Below are 18,273 nucleotides of genomic sequence, written 5' to 3' on the forward strand. Positions count from 1 at the left end.
TGAAGATGCAGACGGTATCAAAGACTCCTGGGAGTACATCTATTTCGGTGGGTTAGATCACGATATGTCATTGGATACTGATGGCGATACGGTTAGTGACCTGAATGAGTATCTCAACGGCACCGATCCATTAAATTAATCTTTAATCTCAGAATTTTTTACCTCCGCTTACCTATTTGGTAAGCGGAGTTCAGAATAAAAGAATAACTTTGGGGTAGTTATGCACCAGAAGTCTAAGGCGCTTGCCTGTATTAGTCGCGTAGTTGTCGCGCTCACTTTGACAGCCAGCTCAGTATCAATATTTGCAGAGCAAAATGAACCCGAAAAGTTACTCGGTACTAGAATGTCGATCCAGCCCATGGATCTGAAACGCGATTTATCTCGTGAGGATTTGATCGCTGCGGGTCAGCTCGGCGGACACTTGTACCCCACTGAAGAGCACGAAAGTTCGGGCGATAAAGTACTTAAAGCTAAGCGCCAGGATATGCGTCTGAAGTTTGGTGAAGCCATTCAGAACTGGAATCACCATGAGTACAAACTTGCATATCAGCAATTCAAGACTTATGCGGAAGACTATCCTGATAGTCCTTGGGCTGGCGAAGCTAAATTGCATATGGCATGCGAGGCAAGGTACAACGGTCGCTATACAGAAGCAGAACAAACTTTTAACGAAATTATTGAGCAGTACAGCAAAAGCGACTACGCGGGTAGTCAGATGTTGGCTGACAAGGCTAAAAGTCGCCTGGCTGTATTGAAGGTTCTGGAAAATAATCGTGGGGAGGCCATTAAGTACCTTTCCGATCTGAAAGCCAACGCTAAAGACTGGCGTTTGAGGACATATGCCTCCAACTGGATACAACGTATCGGGCGGCAGAATGCAAATGATGTGTCGCTTTTGGACTGTGGCTCGCGTGCTCTGGCGCACCTGCTCAAGAAACAGGGACGAGTAAAAGAAGCTAAAGAAGTACTTGCCATTCAGCCCGGTGAGAAGGGGCAGAGCCTAGCCGAGCTAAAAACAATGGCTAACCAATATGGTATTGCGGTTACTGCCATGGAGCTGAATATGGAACAGCTCAAGTCTGTTCCTTTGCCAGCCATTGTTCAGATTAATTCAAATGGTAAAGGTGGTATTGGGCACTACTGGATTGTTGAAAAAATTCGCAAGGGAGTCGTGACTCTTCGCGACCCTCAAATACCCCGCCGTTTTAAACAAACCTTGAAAGAATTTCAAAGGGAATGGAGTGGTAATGCTCTGGTATTTTCTGAAGCTGATGGCCTGCCGGGCAGAGTGCTAGCCAAAGAAGAAAGAGACCAGATTTACGGTGGTTGCTGTGGCGTACAGCGCCCTGAAGACGATTTGGGCGATCCAGATGGTGACGATAGCTCACCTGAGGATGATGATGAGTGTTCCGAAGGTGCTCCAATATGGCGAGTTAACCCCGTCAATATGAACTTCTATATGGTGGATACGCCGATATGGTATACACCTGCTTACGGACCCAAAGTACGTATTAAGCTGAGTTACAACTCCCAGTCTTCTATCGCTCAGCATGAGCCCTTTGGTAATAAATGGGCCTTCAATTACAGTAGCTATCTGCTGGTAGATCCCGGTGAAACCGTCACTGTGTTCATGCCTGATGGTCGCCGCGATGTCTATATCCCGGATTCAGACGGTGTCTATGCCAGCCCGTATGGCACCCACAACAAGCTTATCAAGCTAGAAGAAAATCACTTCCTGTTACAGTTTTTAGATGGAAGTGAGTTTGAATATGCAATTCCTGACAATACAAACTCCATGCAGCCATTCTTGGTTCGCCAGACTGATAAGAATGGTTTCAGCCTCACTTTTGGTTACGATGCAGATATTCACCTGACCAGCATTACCGATGCTACCAATCAGGTGACTAACCTGACCTATAACGCCGAAGGCTTGGTCAAAACCATTACCGACCCATTTCAGCGTACTGCCTCCTTTGAGTACGACACAGACCGTAACCTTGTCAAACTGACCGATATGGGCGGCTACTGGACCGAGATTGGTTATGATGCCGATATTTATGTCTCCAGTGTAAAGAATCCGCTTGGTGAGTGGAGTTTTTACTTTGAGCCAGCTGTCAGCCAGTCCAATGGCACTATTGTATATCCGGCTCCCGGTGATCCGATGTGGGAAAATTACCGGATTACCATTACCAATCCGGAAGGAGGCAAAGAGGAGTATTTTTATAACGGTTATTCTGGAAACTCCTGGTATGTGAGCCCTGAGCACTACGTTGAGTATGTTGACCAGACTACCAACAACTTCAAAACAGCCCCACAGACCAAGTATGAGTTTACTAAGGTCTTCAATAATGTCGGTCGTATCAAGAAGGTTACTAACCCAGAAGGTGACTACCTTTCTTATACCTACGATAACAGTACTGGTCTAGCAACTGCGATAAGCGACGCAGCCGGCAAAACGACCCGTTATATCTATAACGATAAAGGTAAGGTTACACAGATCACTTTGCCTGATGGTCAAGTAACTACTTTCACTTATGAAGAAAGTAACGGAGTCGACTTAACATCTATAACCACCGCTCTGGGAAGTGTGGAAATTGGTTACGATGAAAAGCGTCGCCCTACCAGTTTTAAAGATATCGATACTAAATCCACTACTGTCACCTACAATGCTTTTGGTCAATTAGAAACCGTCACCGATGCTTTGCAGCAAGTGACTCGCTACAGTTACAACACTAACCAGCATCTAGAACAGATACACCTTAGTGATCAGTTGTTGGCATCTTACACTTATGACGCGAAGGGACGCTTAAAGACCAGTACCGACGCTACGAATTTCACTCTTGAATACAGCTACAACGACCTAAATAGTCTTACAGAAGTCAGCTATCCAGACGGCGGCACCGAGTCTTACAACTATGCCAGTTGCCCGCGCTTAATGCAGGACAGTTCGCGTCGCGGCGGTCGTACGACTACTTATAGCTATGACAAGATGAAGCGGTTGGTGGAGGAGTCCAATAGCTCAAGCTGGAAGAATCGCTATGTCTACGATGCCAACAGCAACTTGGTTGAATTCATTGACGCCAATCAAAACCGTACTCGCTTTAGCTACGACAAAAACGATCGCCTGAAGACAAAAACCTATGCTGATGATCAGGGGGTAAGTTATCAATACAATAACCGAGGTTTACTGTCGAAAATTACCAATGCCCGGGGCATTGAAATCAGTTACACCTATGATGATAACGGTAATCAGCTCACCACCAGCTATAGTGATGACACCCCAAGTATCACTTACACTTACGATGATCACGACAGGCTTGCTAGCATTCAGGATGGTGTAGGAACCACAACTTTTTCCTATAACACCAATTCCACTATTGCTACGATAGATGGTCCCTGGGAATCCGACACTATTACCTATACCTATGATGATCGTAGTCGAATTAAAACTCTTGTCGTCGAGAATGGTCCGCAAAGGGAGTATATCTACGATACCCTCAATCGCCTTAAAGATATCAAGGAGGGCTCGCAGACTTATACTTATCAGTATGTTGGTAACAGTGGACTCATTGAGTCACTAACCTTACCTAACCAGACTCAGAGTAAGCATGTTTACGATGATATGAATCGTCTGAAGCAGCTCACCAATAAAACCATTGATGAGCAGCTGCTGACTGATTACCAGTTCACTTACAATGATCGGGATCTGATTGCAACGGAATCCCGCACAGATACCCTGCCGTATGTTGGCGTTGAAGAACAGGTCCAGTTTGCCAACAATGAATTAAACCAGACCACAGAAAAAGGGGTGGAGACTTTTCTCTACGATGCTGACGGTAATATGACCCAGGGCTATACGCCGGAAGGCCATGTCTTTACCGCTAGCTACGATGCAGAAAACCGGCTCAAGGAACTGACCTATACAGACAGCACAGGAATTCTCCATAGAAAGGCCTACACCTACTATTGGAATAGCCTGCTGGCTCAAATCCAGTCTTACCAAGATGGCCAACTGACTGACGAACAAAAAATCGTACGCGCAGGCTTTCTTCCTATTCAGGATCGAGACGGAAGTAATGCTCCATTGCGAGATTACCTCTGGGGTCAGAGTATGGGGGGCGGTATCGGCGGCCTGTTAAGTATGAGTACCGGAGGACAGAACTACTATTATCATTATGATGGCAGGGGTAATGTCACTGGTGTTACAGATTCCTTACAGCAAAAGGTAGCTGAATATACCTATACAGAATACGGTAGTATCAATAACCAGTCCTTCACACTTGATCAGCCATTCCGGTTTTCTACCAAACGCTGGGATGACAGCACGGGGTTATCATATTTTGGTTATCGGTTTTATCTACCTGTTAATCAAAAATGGCTTACACGGGATCCAATCGCAGAGTTAGGAGGGCTTAATCTTTACGCATATGTCGATGGGAACCCCCTAAACTATATCGATCCATTTGGGTTGTCTTCGAGTCCTCTGCCTAATCCAGGAGGAAATGGTAAACTTTGTTCGGATAAAAAAGATGATAATAAGCCAAAGTGTAAGAAACCATTAAACAAAAACAGATACGCTTGGGCGTTGTACTTTGCTTGCAAATTCTTATCTAAAACAGATGATATCGATAATCTAAGAGGGCCTAAAGCTCCGCGACCATCTCAACCTGCGCCGCCTCCAATAGAGCAGCCTGTTAACCCGCCAAAACCGCCAAAACCGCCAAAACCGCCAAAACCGCCAAAACCGCCAAAACCGTAATTTTAGGGTGCTAAATATGGATCAGGAATCAGTGCTTGCGCGAGCTTACAATTGTTATGAGAAAGGTCAATATGAAGAGGCTTTTGCACAATATAAAAATTTAGCGGAACAAGGTAATGTTGATTGCCAAATATTTGTAGCTTGGATGTATCAAAAAGGTTTAGGTATAGAAGAAAATCAAGATGAAGCTCTAAAATGGTACAAACAAGCTGCTGAATTGGGTTCAGAGGAAGGTCAGTTTTACTTGGCAAAATGGCACCTAAAAAATAGAGATAATAAAGCTGCATTTGAGTGCTTTAAAAGGTCTTCCATGAATGATTATTCACCAGCGCTATATAGATTGGGGTGGATTTATGAAAATGGTAAAGGTATTGGTGTCGATAAAAATAAAGCCCTACTTTATTATGAGCGGTCGGCGGATTTAGGACATGTCTTTGCTCTAAGAAATTTAGGGCGTATGCTTAAATCTGGAAAATATGGTTATTTTAAACGTTTAGTTGGATTTTTATTTATTTTTAAGGCGTTTATTATCGGAATAAAGGTTGGATTTAATGATCCTGAGAGTGTTCGCCTTAGAGATTAAATATATGAGTTTAATAAATGCCATATTTGTTAAGGTTTTAGTTTATATAAATAAAATGTAGTGATAAGTTGTCGTAGCTTAGGCATTTTGAGTCCTATTATTCAAAATGACTAATAGATGAGTTGTAGGCTCTAGCTCTGTGACTCATCTAAAGTAAGACTTTGGGGCGAGCCGTTTTCACTCTAGGATAGGAGACCACTAAAATAATCTTAAAATGTGTGTGAGATTAATTTTGAGGGTCAATAGTTTAATTGAATATATTTTCTATAATAACTCGACTGATAGAAATTTATTGCTGTTGTTAGGTGCATTTTTTTGTGACATGAAGAATTAAATTCTAGATTGGGTCGTATAGCCTAATTTAACTAGATAGCTCTCTATATCATTATCTAATTCGATAAGCTGGGTTTTTAATTTCTCACGTTCATAATATATGGCAAGAAAATCACCTTCCTCTTTCTTTTCTAGGCTGTCAACATAGCGTGGAAGATTAAGGTTGTAGTCATTTTTCTGTATCTCTTCGAGAGTTGCGATATGGGAATATTTATCCATATCTGCCGCATTTTTGTAGGCCTCAAGAATCTTGTCAATGTTCTCTTTAGATAGCAGGTTCTGGTTTTTGCCAGCTTTGTATTCGCGAGAAGCATCAATAAAAATTACATTAGTATTCGTTTTTTTCTTTTTGAATATAAGGATTGCTGCGGCAATGCCGCTGCCGTAAAAGAGTTTTTCAGGGAGGCCAATTACCGCATCAAGCAAATTTTCTTCGATTAAGCGCTTTCGGATAATAGCTTCATTAGAGCCGCGGAAGAGTACTCCAAGAGGGACAACCACACCCATTCTGCCAGTATCTGGCTTTAGGGTGCTCATCATATGAAGAATGAAGGCGTAATCCCCCTTTGTTTTTGGCGGTAAACCTCGCTCGAAACGCATGAATTCATCATGAGCGGCTTCTTCATAGCCCCATTTATCAAGTGAAAATGGTGGATTGGCAGTAACAACATCAAACTGCAATAGGTTGCCATGGGGATCCAATAGCTTCGGATTACGGATCGTATCGCCCCACTCAATTTGGTGGTTATCTTGGCCGTGCAGAAACATGTTCATTTTGGCCAATGACCAAGTAGAGCTGATGGCCTCTTGGCCATACAGTCTATATTTATTGCTTTTATGATTGGCAAATATTTTTTGCCCACATTTCAATAATAACGATGCGGAACCAGCAGTCGGATCGCAAATATCGTCGCCAGGCTGTGGGTCGAGTAATTCTGCCAATAAGTCACTAACTTCTGGTGGTGTATAAAATTCTCCTGCTTTCTGTCCAGCACTAGCAGCAAAATTTCTGATCAGATACTCATAGGCATTACCTATCACATCTAGTGCACCAACACGAGATGGCTTTAGGTTGAGTTGAGGACTTGCAAAATCCTCTAGTAAGTGGCGGAGAATTAGATTTTTGTGTTTGCCTTCCCCCAGCTTATCAGTATTGAAAGATATGTCTTGAAATACCCTCTTACCCGCACTTTTCAGCATACCGGAATTAGCTTCTTCAAGGATTTTTAGTGCTTGATCAATGCGTTTTCCATTGTCTGGTTCGTGGCGCATTTCCAACAGTGTATAAAAGTTTGCCTCTCTGGGGAGTGCGAACTGTTCGGCCCTCATCTTCTCCTCAATTAATATGGAGTCGTCACCATACTGAGTTTGGTAGGCTTCGTAGTGATCCTGCCAGACATCTGAGATGTACTTGAGGAATAGCATTGTCAGGATGAAATCTTTGTAGGAATCAGCGCTGATCGTGCCGCGAAAGGTATCGCAGGCAGCCCATAAAGCTTTATTGATCATCTCCTGCTTGATGTTGTCAGTCATAAAGTAACCCTCTGATGGGATCTGTTTCATTAGCCTCTTTGAGAAGATCGGCACAAATCCGGGACATTAGATTTTCACCGTTCGCAATGAGTTGCTCTGCGAGTAGACGTTCGCTCACAACAGCAGTATGAAGGCTGGATATGGTCTTCTGGCGTGAGATTGAAGGAATAATAATGGGTGTGTTCTCAACGATAGTACGCCGAATACTTTTAGAAGTAGACCCCTCAGCATTGCGCTTGAAATAGTCCTGGACAGGTTGTTGGTTAAGTTGCCAGGCAAGAAATTCCGGCAGCAATATCTGCTTGGCAGATTCCCTTAGACTGATATGGAAAAAATGTGGGGCAGCCAGAGTTGGAAATGGTGGCTGTTCGTCAAGATAGTAAGCGTAATTACGTCCACCCCGGGCGACTAAAAGTATGTCGCTAGTGCGTAACCATTCCTTTTTTACTCCGACAGGCTGACACCTAACAACACTCTGCCAATCCACTCCATGAGAAGGGTCAATGTCTCTCATTTGTAGTACACGAGTCTCACTTCCTGGGTCGTCGATGAGTTTTGTTCGGAATGCGTGCCCCGCTCTGATCGTGGCTAATGGGCCTAGTGGTTTTATATTCTTATGCAGTAATGGCATTGATGCATAAATATTAGCTTGATAAGACAACGGGCAGCAAGAGTTTTTGCATCAATCGGCTTGAAGCAGGCGTCAAATTACTTTTATTCGTGACTCTATGCATCATGGCGTATGATGTAGGTGTGTAATTTATAGTAGTTTAAATGTTATCTGGCAGTTTCTGCCTTGAAGTCTGATTGGAAGGAAGTCTGTAAATGAATTGAATTCAAACAAAAAAACCGAAATCAATCGCTTGATTCCGGCTTTTAGGGAAGATTGCTCTTCGTATAGGCATATTGAGTATCTTTCTCTATCAGTTTTCCGTCAAGCAATACATATCACGAGCTGAGAGTTCGAGGGGCGCTGCTGCTTAATTATCGGGCTGCCCTCAGTCTCGTAGGAGCTTTTATGTCGGAAGAACTACAAAATCTTGAGCGTTATTTAACCTTTTGTCAGTCAAAAGGCGTTACTGAGACAGGGTTGAGGATTGTGGAAGAAATCATATGCAACCCGCCTGCGCGTCGGGTTCGAACTCGCTCCATGGGGCCTAACATCACTAGTCGCTTTCCTAGCCACAAGATGGGGCTCACCATCCAGGCCGAGAGTCGGACACTAGAACTATCCTCCATTTACCTAAAGGAGTTCGACCCCAAAGTACTGGGGTACTGGGATCAGCCCTTTCACAAGGTAGTGCTGTCGTATCGTAGCGGCAAGCGTTATGTAAGGGTGCCTACGACACTGGACTTTTTTGTCATCGCTGAGGATTTTATTGGTTTTGAAGAGTGCAAGCCGTTTGACGCCTTGCAGAAGTTGGCTAGTAAAACACCCGGCCGCTATCAATGGAACGAAGAGTTAAAATGCTTCGAGATCCCTCCGATGGCAGCCTACTTAGAGGGAACTGGCCTAGCGTACCGGATAGTAAATGACAAAGAAATCAACCCCGTCTACATAGATAACCTTGCACTTCTTTATAACTACCTTCCCGATATGACCTCTGAGGAAGATCACCGTTTATGGACTCTTTGCAAGGAGTTACTTCTGGCCAAAGGCCCACAGCCTTTCAATGTACTGAAGGCTCAATAGCCGGTGTGACGCGCGATAGAGTGATGCGGGCAATAGCTCAACAGTCACTTTATGTTGACTTACAGAATTGTCGATTAAATGAACCAGAGAGAGTTTTAATCGCTGCTGAACCAAATCAGCTAAAAGGGGTAATGACCCAGAAGACCTCCGAATTTGTACGTGACCGTATCATCCTAGAGGCGTCACCTAAAGAAATTGAGGAGAGTCTGACGCGTATTAATTTAGTTAATACTGTCCTGGCTGGAGAGAGTGTTGTAAATGTGGCAAGTAAAGCAAATATTAGCGTACGTACACTGCAACGTTGGTTGAGTGCTTATCGTAAGAAAGGGATCGATGGCCTGCAGCCTGAACACCATAAGAAAGGTAATTATGTAGAAAAACTTCCTGAAGAACTCGAGTTGATTGTTCAAAAAATCATAGAGTCAAATTTCCTTAATAGCGACAATCAAAATTTCCCACATATTTATGGATTAATTTGTGGAGAATGTAAAGAGAGAGGACTAGTTCCTCCCTCTAAAAAGGCTGTAAGGAGAAGAATCCTACCTATAGCCGAGGTAGTTTCAAAGAAAGTCCGAGAGGGTGCAAAAAGTGCCTATCAATATACAGCCTATCAGGGTATGGATGGAAAACATAAAGAGTTTCCTCTAATTGAAGTTAATCGTTTTTTACAGCGCTGTCATATTGATCATACCCAGATTGATTTGCAGTTGGTTTCGATCGAGGGTGTGAATCTTGGAAAGCCTTGGTTAACTACCATAGTTGATGAATATTCAGGTTATGTTCTGAGTTGTTATCTTTCATTTAGGCATCCATCCAATATCTCTGTGATGTCAGCGCTACGATTAATGGTAAAAACTCATGAGATCTTTCCCGAAGCTATTGTGGTTGATGGAGGAAAGGAGTTTCAAAGCGTTTACTTTGAAACTTTAATGGCCCGATATCGGGCTACGATAATTTCCAGAGAAGGAAAGCCAAGAAGTGGGTCGGCAGTTGAGCGTAACTATGGTTCTTTGAATACGATATTTTTAGACAATCTAAGTGGGAGTAATAAGTTAGCGAAAAATATTAGGCAGGTTTCAGCGAGTCATAATCCAAAGAACCTATCTATTTGGGAGCCAGTAGATTTTTATCATGGACTTCTACAGTATATAGATAAATTCAATCACCAGAGTATCAAAACTGGTGGGTTATCTCCTGCCCAGATACGTGATAAATCAATTGAAAGGTTTGGCGTTAGCTGTTCTAGAAGAGTTGAATTTAATGAGATTTTTCTTATGAATGTTCTGTTGCCTCCAGCACGCAGTGGCACAAAACTGAAGAGAAATTCTGCGATTCAGGTTAATAGAGTTCGCTATTGGCATATATGTTTGAAGTCTGCTTCTCGAAAAAGTATTGCAGTTGATATCCGATTTGATCCATTTGATCTCAATTATATCTTTGTTTTTTACCAAAATAGATGGATACGTTTCCAGGCAACCAAGCCACAACATCGCCGTGTAGATGAGCTGGAGGGTGCTATTCTCGCCGAAGTAGCTCGTCAGACTCTCTATATCAATGAAAGATCAAAAGATACTAGTCGAGCAGATCTAGCAGGTTTTGTTGAAGAGCTAAATCAAGATGCAAAAGCTAAGCATGATAAAAGGAAATTTAGCTCCGGTTCATTAAGTAATAACTGTAAAGTTAACAATAATCAATTTGGCACCCCTAGCTTGGAAGAGTCAGAGTGTGATGAGTGGTCATCAGTTGACTGGGATATATCTATCCCAGATTCAGATGATGAGGTTTGAACATGTGGCACCCAAATGCGAAATTTCCTGAAATCTTGAAGAGTGCCAGTGACATGGAAAAGATTGAATACTTTAAATCAGGCTTTTTCATGAAGCATGATGCTGTTAATTGTGCATATGAACATCTTCAGGAACTTTTTTTCGACTCATCGGAAAAGGATGTTGTTCTAGTTCAAGGGCCAACAGGTTTTGGAAAAACATGTCTTTCTGAATATTTAATGAGAGAAGCCTATAAGAATGTAGATGTAATGAATGAGCAGGTGAATGAATTGCCAATGATCTATGTTGAGGCTGATGTCTTGGGGGGGAGCAAGTTTTCCTGGAAAGATTTCTATTCAGAGCTACTTAATGCGATGGGTGAGTTACAAAACATAAAGATATACGGTCATCCAAAAATAGAAGGTTCCAATATTGGGAGGAAGTACCTTTCTCAAAATAGAAATGAAATATCCTTGAAAAGAGACTTTCTCTCTAGGGTTCGAGACTACGGTGTAAAGTACATCATCGTAGATGAAGTCCAGCATATCTTTAAATATGGTGGGCAGTCTGGAGAAAAAAATATGAATATACTCAAAGGCATCTCTAACAGAAGTGGTTGTAGGTTCGTAGGTCTAGGGACTTATGAAATTTCGTTCTCTTTAGATATGAGTGATCAATTAGCACGGCGAGTTGGGATTATGGACTACCCTGCTTACTCGATAAGACGACCGGGAGATGTTGCTAAATTTAGTTCGGCTTATTCAGGGCTACTAGCTTATATGCCGATCATGATGGAGCCAAGTCTTATTAAGAATGCTAAGGCCGTGTTCATGGGGAGTTGTGGGTGTATTGGGATTTTAAAAGAATGGTTAGGCAGAGCATTAAATATGGCTTTGAAGGATAAAGACAAAGTCCTTACTGTCAAGCATCTCGATAAAACAAGACTGAAAAATAATCAAATAAAAACTATTGCAGAAGCTATCCGAGAGGGTGAAGCCTTCTTTAGGCAACCGGGTGATGATGAGATTTGGGATATCTTAGGGGGGAAGCCAGAGAAAAAAAGAAACAACAAGCCTAGCTCCTCTAGGGGCAAGAATCCAGGGCAGCGCTCTCCTACAAGAGATAAGGTGGGTTGAGATGAGAGTAATTCCTTTCTTAAATCACGGGATTACACCCTTCCCTATAAGAATTCACGAGGGAGTCGAGGCGGAGTCAAATGTTTCACTGATGGCAAGAATTTCCTGGAAATATCGAATGCATCCATCGAAATTTATATCAGATGTTGTTTTACAGAATAATGCTTCACACGGTATAGGTCTTGGTCGAGATGTAGCTAATTTTTGCAATTCATTAACGGCTACATCTGTAATAGTCACCAATCGCTTGGAGGCTATTACAGGAAAGAAAATTTTCTGGCCGTCATCCTTTGTGTATTTAAGTAATATTTTGGATAGGATGGCACATGGGTTTATTGCCAAGGAAAAGAAGTGGTGTGCCCAATGTTATCGTGAATCAATGGCAATCAAACGTCCTGAATCTGAGGCGAAAGTTGCCGATGAACTTTATTGGTCTCTCGCGATCTCCCAGTATTGTGCGAAGCACCTTTGCAGCCTCTCTTATTGCTGTGGGGTTTGTTATCAGCGTCAACCATTTATATCAAATAAATATGAGCCTGGTTTTTGCCATTACTGTGGCACCTCTCTCACGAAAGCACCACATATCATTTGTGACTTAGATGGACATAGTAAATCTGAAGCAGAGAGCTATCTAGCAAAAATGGATATTTTTATACCGGGAGCAACCGAAATTTCTCAGTTTGATTTAAAGATACTATCCAGAAACTTAAGGGGCCTTGTAGAGAAAGGAGGAGCTGATGGGCTCTATACTTTGACAGAGTGTTTTGGAATAAATAATATGACACTTAAAGACTGGTGTTCTTATAAGCATGGTGTTTCAGTTGAGTCTTTGTGAGTCTTTGGCAAAAATAGTCGACGGGCTTCAGTTGCCTAGAATGAGTCTTTTATTTGGTGGACTGGAGGATCTTCTGCAGTCCGTGGGGTACCTGACAAAGCAGTTTAACTTTAATGTTAAAAAGGACTTACGGGTACACTTGCCAGATATTTCACGATATCTAAATGAGACTTTGGCTGGAAAGAGGGAGCCGGAGGCTAGATCTGAAATTGCCAAGAGATTTGGGGTTAGTACAGGAATGCTTGAGAACGCCTTTCGGAAAGAGCTGAAGAGTATTTCCAAATTGTATGAAAAGGTGAAAATGGATCGCCGCAAACGTATCAAGAGCTCGCTGCAGTATAAAATGAACTTGGCAGTTCAACGCTGTGCCTCAAAAAATCGTCCCTTGGACTGGCCCCACGTCATGGCGGAACTAGATGTTAGTGATATTCAGGGGGTCTCCCAAAGGCAGTTAAACCTAGCTAAAGACAAAGCGATTACAAGGTATAGTGAAAGCACACGAAAGGACTGCTCCAGAAATGCATCAAAGCTATCCCGTAAAACATGACAACTTATGGGGTATTTAGCGAAAGGTGAACTTTTATTTAGGGACCATAAGCTGTCACATAGGCGTAACTGCTTGATTTTCTGTGAAATGCTGGGTGATAGTTACCATAAGATGTCGTATTGCGACAACTTATCGTTACACTCACATTTTGAGATTGGGGGAGATTTAAAGGTGGTGGGCCCTCCGGGACTTGAACCCAGGACCTGCCGATTATGAGTCGGATGCTCTAACCAACTGAGCTAAGGGCCCACACTTTGCTTGCGGGGATCGTTGCAAGCGGTTGGGCAAAGTACAAGATTTTTCCTTTCAAATCAATGCCTTTGTGGCAGATATTTCTCCTACCCAGTTTTTTGCTGGCCAATGTAATTCTTATCGGTTGTTTTTTGTTCGAGGTGCCCCGTTCCACACTACTCATGAAAATAAGTTGTAAGGGAGATCATTTTATCTTTTGGTACGACAGTATGATTTTCATGACCTAGGTGGTACATCTGTACAATTTAATGAATTACCGGAAGTGCACCCAGCTGTATTTGCTGTTGAAGAGGCTTAGATCGGCAGTTTAGGAATCACAATACAGCCCCAGACGATAAACCACATGATTAGGGCGACTGCCACGGCGGCGGATCCGGTGTCTTTAGCAATTTTAGCCAGGGGGTGTTTCTCTGCTCCTATGCGGTCTACTGTGGCTTCAATGGCACTGTTAATGAGTTCCAAGGGGAGCACTACCAGGCTTGCGGCAATCAGTATGGCGCGTTCGGCCGGTGTGTCGCCCACCCAAAGGGCGAGGGGAATAATCAAGATGACAAGAACCACTTCTTGGCGGAAGGCTTCTTCGTTGCGCCAGGCGGCGGCGAGACCCTGGCCGGAGTAGTTGGCTGCGGCAATCAGACGGGCAATGCCTTTCTTGCCTGGCTTGTTGGCGACTTCTTCAGGCTCTTCCGGTTTATTGGCGACTTCTTTTTGCATGCTGCTCTCCTGCCATCCGTAGGCCCTTGCGGGCGGTCATGATTGTGTCACATAAAAAAGCCCGGTCGAACCGGGCTTTTTCGTTGGCGCTTACTCGTCGAGGAAGCTCCGCAGGTGTTCCGATCGGGACGGGTGTCGCAGCTTGCGCAGCGCCTTGGCCTCGATCTGGCGGATACGTTCGCGGGTTACATCGAACTGCTTGCCTACCTCTTCCAGGGTGTGGTCGGTGTTCATGTCGATACCAAAGCGCATACGCAGAACCTTGGCTTCACGCGCGGTCAGACCGGAAAGCACGGAGCGGGTGGCGTCGTGTAGGCCGGTCTGGGTGGCGGTATCCACCGGGGAGGACTGATTCTGGTCCTCGATAAAGTCACCCAGGTGCGAGTCTTCGTCATCACCGATGGGTGTTTCCATGGAGATGGGCTCTTTGGCGATCTTGAGGACTTTACGCACCTTGTCTTCCGGCATTTCCATGCGCTCGCCCAGCTCTTCCGGAGTGGGCTCTCGGCCCATTTCTTGAAGCATCTGGCGGCTGATACGGTTGAGCTTGTTAATAGTCTCAATCATATGTACCGGGATACGGATGGTGCGTGCCTGGTCTGCAATGGAGCGGGTGATGGCCTGGCGAATCCACCAGGTGGCATAGGTGGAGAACTTGTAGCCGCGGCGGTATTCGAATTTGTCCACCGCTTTCATCAGGCCAATGTTGCCCTCCTGGATCAGGTCCAGGAACTGCAGGCCACGGTTGGTGTACTTCTTGGCAATGGAGATCACCAGCCGAAGGTTGGCTTCCACCATTTCCTTCTTGGCGCGGCGGGAGCGGGCCTCACCGATAGACATGCGGCGGTTGATCTCTTTGATCTGGGCTACTTCTAGTCCAGAGCGCTCCTGACATTGGGCCAGCTTGCGCTGGGCGCGCACTATGTCGTCTACCACATGACGCAGGGCGTCGGAGTAGTCGCGCTTTTTCTTGATAATCGCTGGGATCCAATCTTCGTTGGTCTCGTTGCCGGGGAATTCCTTAATAAAGGTTTTGCGCGGCATACGTGCACGCTTGATACACAGGTTCATGGTGATGCGCTCTTGTCTGCGCACACTGTCCAGGATATTCCGGACTTCGCCATAGAGAGGATCGAATTGGCGCGGGGCCAATTTGAAGTAGCGGAAGACTTCAGCCACAGCTTCGATTGCTTCGCCGGCTTCCTTGGAGTCACGGCCGTGGGTGGCAATAGCTTCGTCGGCGACTTTCTGCGCGGCGATCAGCGCACTCATGCGCTCGGCCAGCTCTTCTGGGTCCAGACCACCAGCATTCTCCTCTTCCTCTTCGGAGGAGTCGTCGTCCTCGTCTTTGGCTGAGTCGTCATCGCTGGATTCGCTAGTGCTGGTTTCTGCCGCTTGGCCAGCCTGGGCTCCTGGTGGAACATCTTCGGCCGGATCTAGCCAACCTGAGATTACATCGGGGATGCGGCGCTCTTCTTTTTCGATCAGTGTGTACTCATCGATGATTTGCTGTACGGCGCCGGGCCAGTATGCAAGAGCGGCCATCAGTTCGCGCAGGCCCTCTTCAATACGCTTGGCAATGGCGATTTCGCCCTCGCGCGTGAGCAGCTCTACGGTGCCCATTTCGCGCATATACATGCGTACCGGATCGGTGGTGCGGCCTACGTCGGACTCTACTGCAGCCAGAGCGGCAGCGGCTTCGGCAGCGGCGATTTCGTCAGCGGAGCTGTCGCCTTCGGCCATCAACAACTCTTCGGCATCCGGTGCGCTTTCGAACACCTTGATACCCATGTCATTGATCATGCCAATAATGTCTTCCACCTGATCGGGATCGGAAATATCTTCCGGAAGGTGGTCGTTTACCTCGGCATAGGTGAGATAGCCCTGCTCTTTACCGCGGGCGATCAACTCCTTGATGCGGGAGGTCTGTTGCTGGGTTTTGTCGGTCATGCACAACCCTGAATTCTGGAGATGAAAATACGGGACAAAGACGCGGGATTATAGCGTATATGCACTAGCAATAACCACTCTAGCTGTCAAGTGACGGCTCAGGTGCGATGTTTAGGGTGCTGGGGTTCCCGTTCCCGCCCGGCGGGGTGTGTGAATATAGTGTTGAGCCTGCAGTTTTCAAGGGGTTAATGCAGATTAATTGTCTTTTCTGCGCCAATTGGCAAGTAGGGCCAGTTGTTCTTCCTGGCTGAGTTGGGCGCCGCTCTTCAATTGGGCGAGTAAGTTGCGCTTGCGCTGCTTGTTGGCAGACTCTTCCAGGCGTTGTAGACAATCGCTGAATTCGGTTTGTGGATCGTATTCGAGGTTGCAGTCTCCCTGAGCTAATTGACGCACACCGGAGACCAGCTGGGATGCTGCGAGTTTAGCTAGGGTGTCGCAGGATTCGGCGCCGTGGTGGGCGCGCCAGTAACCAAGTAACTGGTTTAGGTTGTATTCGGGGCGAGTCTGAAGCAATTCCACCAGTTGGGAAAACAGAGTCAGGTTTGGATCATTGCTTGCGCGGAAGTATTCCAGGGTCTCGATTTGAGCAGCTAATTGCGGGTGGTGTAGAAGCAGGGCGATTAACATGCGCTCTGGCGGTAGCCGGTACTGGCCACTACGGCGTGAGTTTGCGGCTGCTTGCGGGGATGCCTCTGTTGCTAAGTAGGCTTCCTTCTCCCGTGGCCAGGGCTCCGGTGGCGTTCGGTGTAGGGACTCATGATTTGCATCGGGAGGTATTTTGCCTTCCGTTGAAGCAATAGTGGGTTGGGCTCGCTGGGTATGGGTGTTGCGAATTTTCTCTGCGCGGATGATTTCCTGCAGGGTTTCTTTATCCAGTCCTGTACGTGAAGCCAGCTGCTGGAACATCAGTTGGCGATATACGCCCTCGGGCAGCAGGTCGAGTAAGGGGGCTGCCGATTTGGATAAGCGCGCGCGACCGTCCATGGTCTGCAGGTTGATGTCCTCACTGAGTAGGTCGAAGAGGAAGTCTTCCAATGGCAGGGCCTGCTCTTCCATCAGTTGTTGGAAGCGTTCGCCGCCCAGCTGACGCACCAGGGTGTCTGGATCCTCGCCTTCCGGCAATAGCAGGAAGCGCAGGCTGCGGCCATCCTGCATTTGCGGCAGAGCAGACTCAAGGGCGCGTCGGGCGGCAGCGCGGCCGGCGCGGTCGCCGTCAAAGCAGAACAGCAGCTCTGAGGTGTGGCGGAAGGCGAGTTGGATATGGTCTTCGCCACAAGCGGTCCCCAGGGTGGCGACTGCGCAACGAATATCGAACTGGGCCAGGGCCACCACATCCATATAGCCCTCAACCACAATCAGGCGTTCAAGGTTGCGGTTGGCCTGACGTGCTTCCCACAGGCCGTAGAGCTCACGGCTCTTGTGGAAAATAGGGGTTTCCGGGGAGTTCAGGTACTTGGGTTTTTCATCTCCCAGTACTCGTCCACCGAAGGCAATAGCGCGTCCGCGCTGGTCGCGGATCGGGAATATGATGCGATTGCGAAAACGATCGTAGTGGTGACGCGAGTTGGGCTTTGTATTGCCATCGCTATCCTGGCGGCGAATAGCCAAGCCCGCCAGTTCCAGCTGGTCCGCTTTCTCTGGGTTGTCGGCCAGTGCGTTGAGCAGGTTATCCCAGCCCGGGGGCGCCAGGCCTATACCGAAGTCACGGGCAATCTCCCCTGAAAGACCGCGGTTGCGCAGATAAGCCACGGCATTGCCAGCGGCGGGATGGTTGCGCAGTTGTTCACGATAGTAATCTGCGGCTTTCTCCGTAAGCTGATAGAGAGACTGACTCTCTTTCTGGCGTTTTTCTTGCCCCGGCGCGAGTTGCTCTCGGGGCACTTCCAGGCCGCGGGTTGCCGCGAGTTTTTCCACCGCTTCGGGGAAAGGCAGGCGATCGTACTCCATCAGAAAGCCAATGGCATTGCCATTGGCGCCACAGCCAAAGCAATAGTAGAACTGCTTGTCCGGGCTCACAGTGAAAGATGGGGTCTTCTCGTCGTGGAAGGGACAGCAGGCGGAGTAGTTTTTACCGGTTTTGCGTAGTTTGACCCGGCTGTCCACCAGCTCGACGATATCTGCCCGTGCGAGCAGGTCGTCGATAAAGTGCTGGGGTATTTTACCGGTCATGCT

Annotated in this window: 12 protein-coding genes and 1 tRNA gene; 7 read left to right on the forward strand and 6 right to left on the reverse strand. The window is 46.2% G+C overall.

Going from position 1 to position 18,273, the window contains the following annotated elements:
- Nucleotides 1-220: 220 nt before the first annotated feature.
- Complete coding sequence (locus tag ACCI49_RS08015; protein ID WP_371838442.1) at nt 221-4,759, forward strand: RHS repeat-associated core domain-containing protein; 4,539 nt, start codon at nt 221-223, stop codon at nt 4,757-4,759.
- Between the two features lie 16 nt (nt 4,760-4,775).
- Nucleotides 4,776-5,342: a tetratricopeptide repeat protein gene (locus ACCI49_RS08020; RefSeq protein ID WP_371838443.1), complete on the forward strand. Its 567-nt coding sequence runs from the start codon at nt 4,776-4,778 to the stop codon at nt 5,340-5,342.
- A 330-nt stretch (nt 5,343-5,672) separates the two neighbouring features.
- Here ACCI49_RS08020 and ACCI49_RS08025 read toward each other — a convergent pair whose 3' ends face one another.
- Together ACCI49_RS08025 and ACCI49_RS08030 are read right to left on the reverse strand one after the other, a co-directional pair.
- Nucleotides 5,673-7,208, reverse strand: a complete 1,536-nt coding sequence (locus ACCI49_RS08025) for a type I restriction-modification system subunit M (protein ID WP_371838444.1) — start codon at nt 7,206-7,208, stop codon at nt 5,673-5,675.
- Entirely contained in the window at nt 7,201-7,839 is a 639-nt protein-coding gene (locus tag ACCI49_RS08030) for a restriction endonuclease subunit S (RefSeq protein WP_371838515.1), read from the reverse strand. The genes ACCI49_RS08025 and ACCI49_RS08030 overlap by 8 nt, the downstream gene beginning before the upstream one ends.
- A 387-nt stretch (nt 7,840-8,226) precedes the next feature.
- On the opposite strand from ACCI49_RS08030, the gene ACCI49_RS08035 reads away from it, so the two are divergent.
- Genes ACCI49_RS08035 through ACCI49_RS08055 form a run of 5 tightly spaced genes read left to right on the forward strand, consistent with a single transcriptional unit; the run spans nt 8,227 to nt 13,185 of the window.
- Nucleotides 8,227-8,901 carry a PDDEXK family nuclease gene (locus ACCI49_RS08035; protein WP_371838445.1) on the forward strand — a complete coding sequence of 225 codons (675 nt, stop codon included), beginning with the start codon at nt 8,227-8,229 and terminating at the stop codon, nt 8,899-8,901.
- Nucleotides 8,832-10,688: a TnsB C-terminal domain-containing protein gene (locus ACCI49_RS08040; RefSeq protein ID WP_371838446.1), complete on the forward strand. Its 1,857-nt coding sequence runs from the start codon at nt 8,832-8,834 to the stop codon at nt 10,686-10,688. Before ACCI49_RS08035 ends, ACCI49_RS08040 begins: the two co-directional genes overlap by 70 nt.
- 53 nt (nt 10,689-10,741) lie before the next feature.
- Complete coding sequence (locus ACCI49_RS08045; protein ID WP_371838447.1) at nt 10,742-11,803, forward strand: TniB family NTP-binding protein; 1,062 nt, start codon at nt 10,742-10,744, stop codon at nt 11,801-11,803.
- 1 nt (nt 11,804) lies between these two features.
- Nucleotides 11,805-12,638, forward strand: coding sequence for a TniQ family protein (locus tag ACCI49_RS08050; RefSeq protein WP_371838448.1), 834 nt, complete (start codon nt 11,805-11,807; stop codon nt 12,636-12,638).
- Nucleotides 12,639-12,642: 4 nt separating this feature from the next.
- Nucleotides 12,643-13,185: a hypothetical protein gene (locus ACCI49_RS08055; protein WP_371838449.1), complete on the forward strand. Its 543-nt coding sequence runs from the start codon at nt 12,643-12,645 to the stop codon at nt 13,183-13,185.
- Between the two features lie 172 nt (nt 13,186-13,357).
- Here the strand turns inward: ACCI49_RS08055 and ACCI49_RS08060 are convergent.
- The 4 genes from ACCI49_RS08060 to dnaG form a co-directional block, all read right to left on the reverse strand.
- Nucleotides 13,358-13,434: transfer RNA gene (locus tag ACCI49_RS08060), tRNA-Ile, on the reverse strand.
- 297 nt (nt 13,435-13,731) lie between these two features.
- On the reverse strand, nt 13,732-14,151 hold the full coding sequence (locus ACCI49_RS08065) for a diacylglycerol kinase (RefSeq protein ID WP_371838450.1): 420 nt from the start codon (nt 14,149-14,151) through the stop codon (nt 13,732-13,734).
- 90 nt (nt 14,152-14,241) lie between these two features.
- On the reverse strand, nt 14,242-16,101 hold the full coding sequence (gene rpoD / locus ACCI49_RS08070; protein ID WP_371838451.1) for an RNA polymerase sigma factor RpoD: 1,860 nt from the start codon (nt 16,099-16,101) through the stop codon (nt 14,242-14,244).
- Between the two features lie 195 nt (nt 16,102-16,296).
- On the reverse strand, nt 16,297-18,270 hold the full coding sequence (gene dnaG, locus ACCI49_RS08075; RefSeq protein ID WP_371838452.1) for a DNA primase: 1,974 nt from the start codon (nt 18,268-18,270) through the stop codon (nt 16,297-16,299).
- Between the last annotated feature and the right edge of the window lie 3 nt (nt 18,271-18,273).

The sequence above is a fragment of the Microbulbifer epialgicus genome (assembly GCF_041447265.1).
GTDB lineage: Bacteria > Pseudomonadota > Gammaproteobacteria > Pseudomonadales > Cellvibrionaceae > Microbulbifer > Microbulbifer epialgicus.

Excerpts from the sequence above, each read along its gene's own strand:
- ACCI49_RS08015 (WP_371838442.1), top strand. The coding sequence starts at position 221 with ATGCACCAGAAGTCTAAGGCGCTTGCCTGTATTAGTCGCGTAGTTGTC.
- ACCI49_RS08020 (WP_371838443.1), top strand. The coding sequence starts at position 4,776 with ATGGATCAGGAATCAGTGCTTGCGCGAGCTTACAATTGTTATGAGAAA.
- ACCI49_RS08025 (WP_371838444.1), bottom strand. The coding sequence starts at position 7,208 with ATGACTGACAACATCAAGCAGGAGATGATCAATAAAGCTTTATGGGCT.
- ACCI49_RS08030 (WP_371838515.1), bottom strand. The coding sequence starts at position 7,839 with ATGCCATTACTGCATAAGAATATAAAACCACTAGGCCCATTAGCCACG.
- ACCI49_RS08035 (WP_371838445.1), top strand. The coding sequence starts at position 8,227 with ATGTCGGAAGAACTACAAAATCTTGAGCGTTATTTAACCTTTTGTCAG.
- ACCI49_RS08040 (WP_371838446.1), top strand. The coding sequence starts at position 8,832 with ATGGACTCTTTGCAAGGAGTTACTTCTGGCCAAAGGCCCACAGCCTTT.
- ACCI49_RS08045 (WP_371838447.1), top strand. The coding sequence starts at position 10,742 with ATGGAAAAGATTGAATACTTTAAATCAGGCTTTTTCATGAAGCATGAT.
- ACCI49_RS08050 (WP_371838448.1), top strand. The coding sequence starts at position 11,805 with ATGAGAGTAATTCCTTTCTTAAATCACGGGATTACACCCTTCCCTATA.
- ACCI49_RS08065 (WP_371838450.1), bottom strand. The coding sequence starts at position 14,151 with ATGCAAAAAGAAGTCGCCAATAAACCGGAAGAGCCTGAAGAAGTCGCC.
- rpoD (WP_371838451.1), bottom strand. The coding sequence starts at position 16,101 with ATGACCGACAAAACCCAGCAACAGACCTCCCGCATCAAGGAGTTGATC.
- dnaG (WP_371838452.1), bottom strand. The coding sequence starts at position 18,270 with ATGACCGGTAAAATACCCCAGCACTTTATCGACGACCTGCTCGCACGG.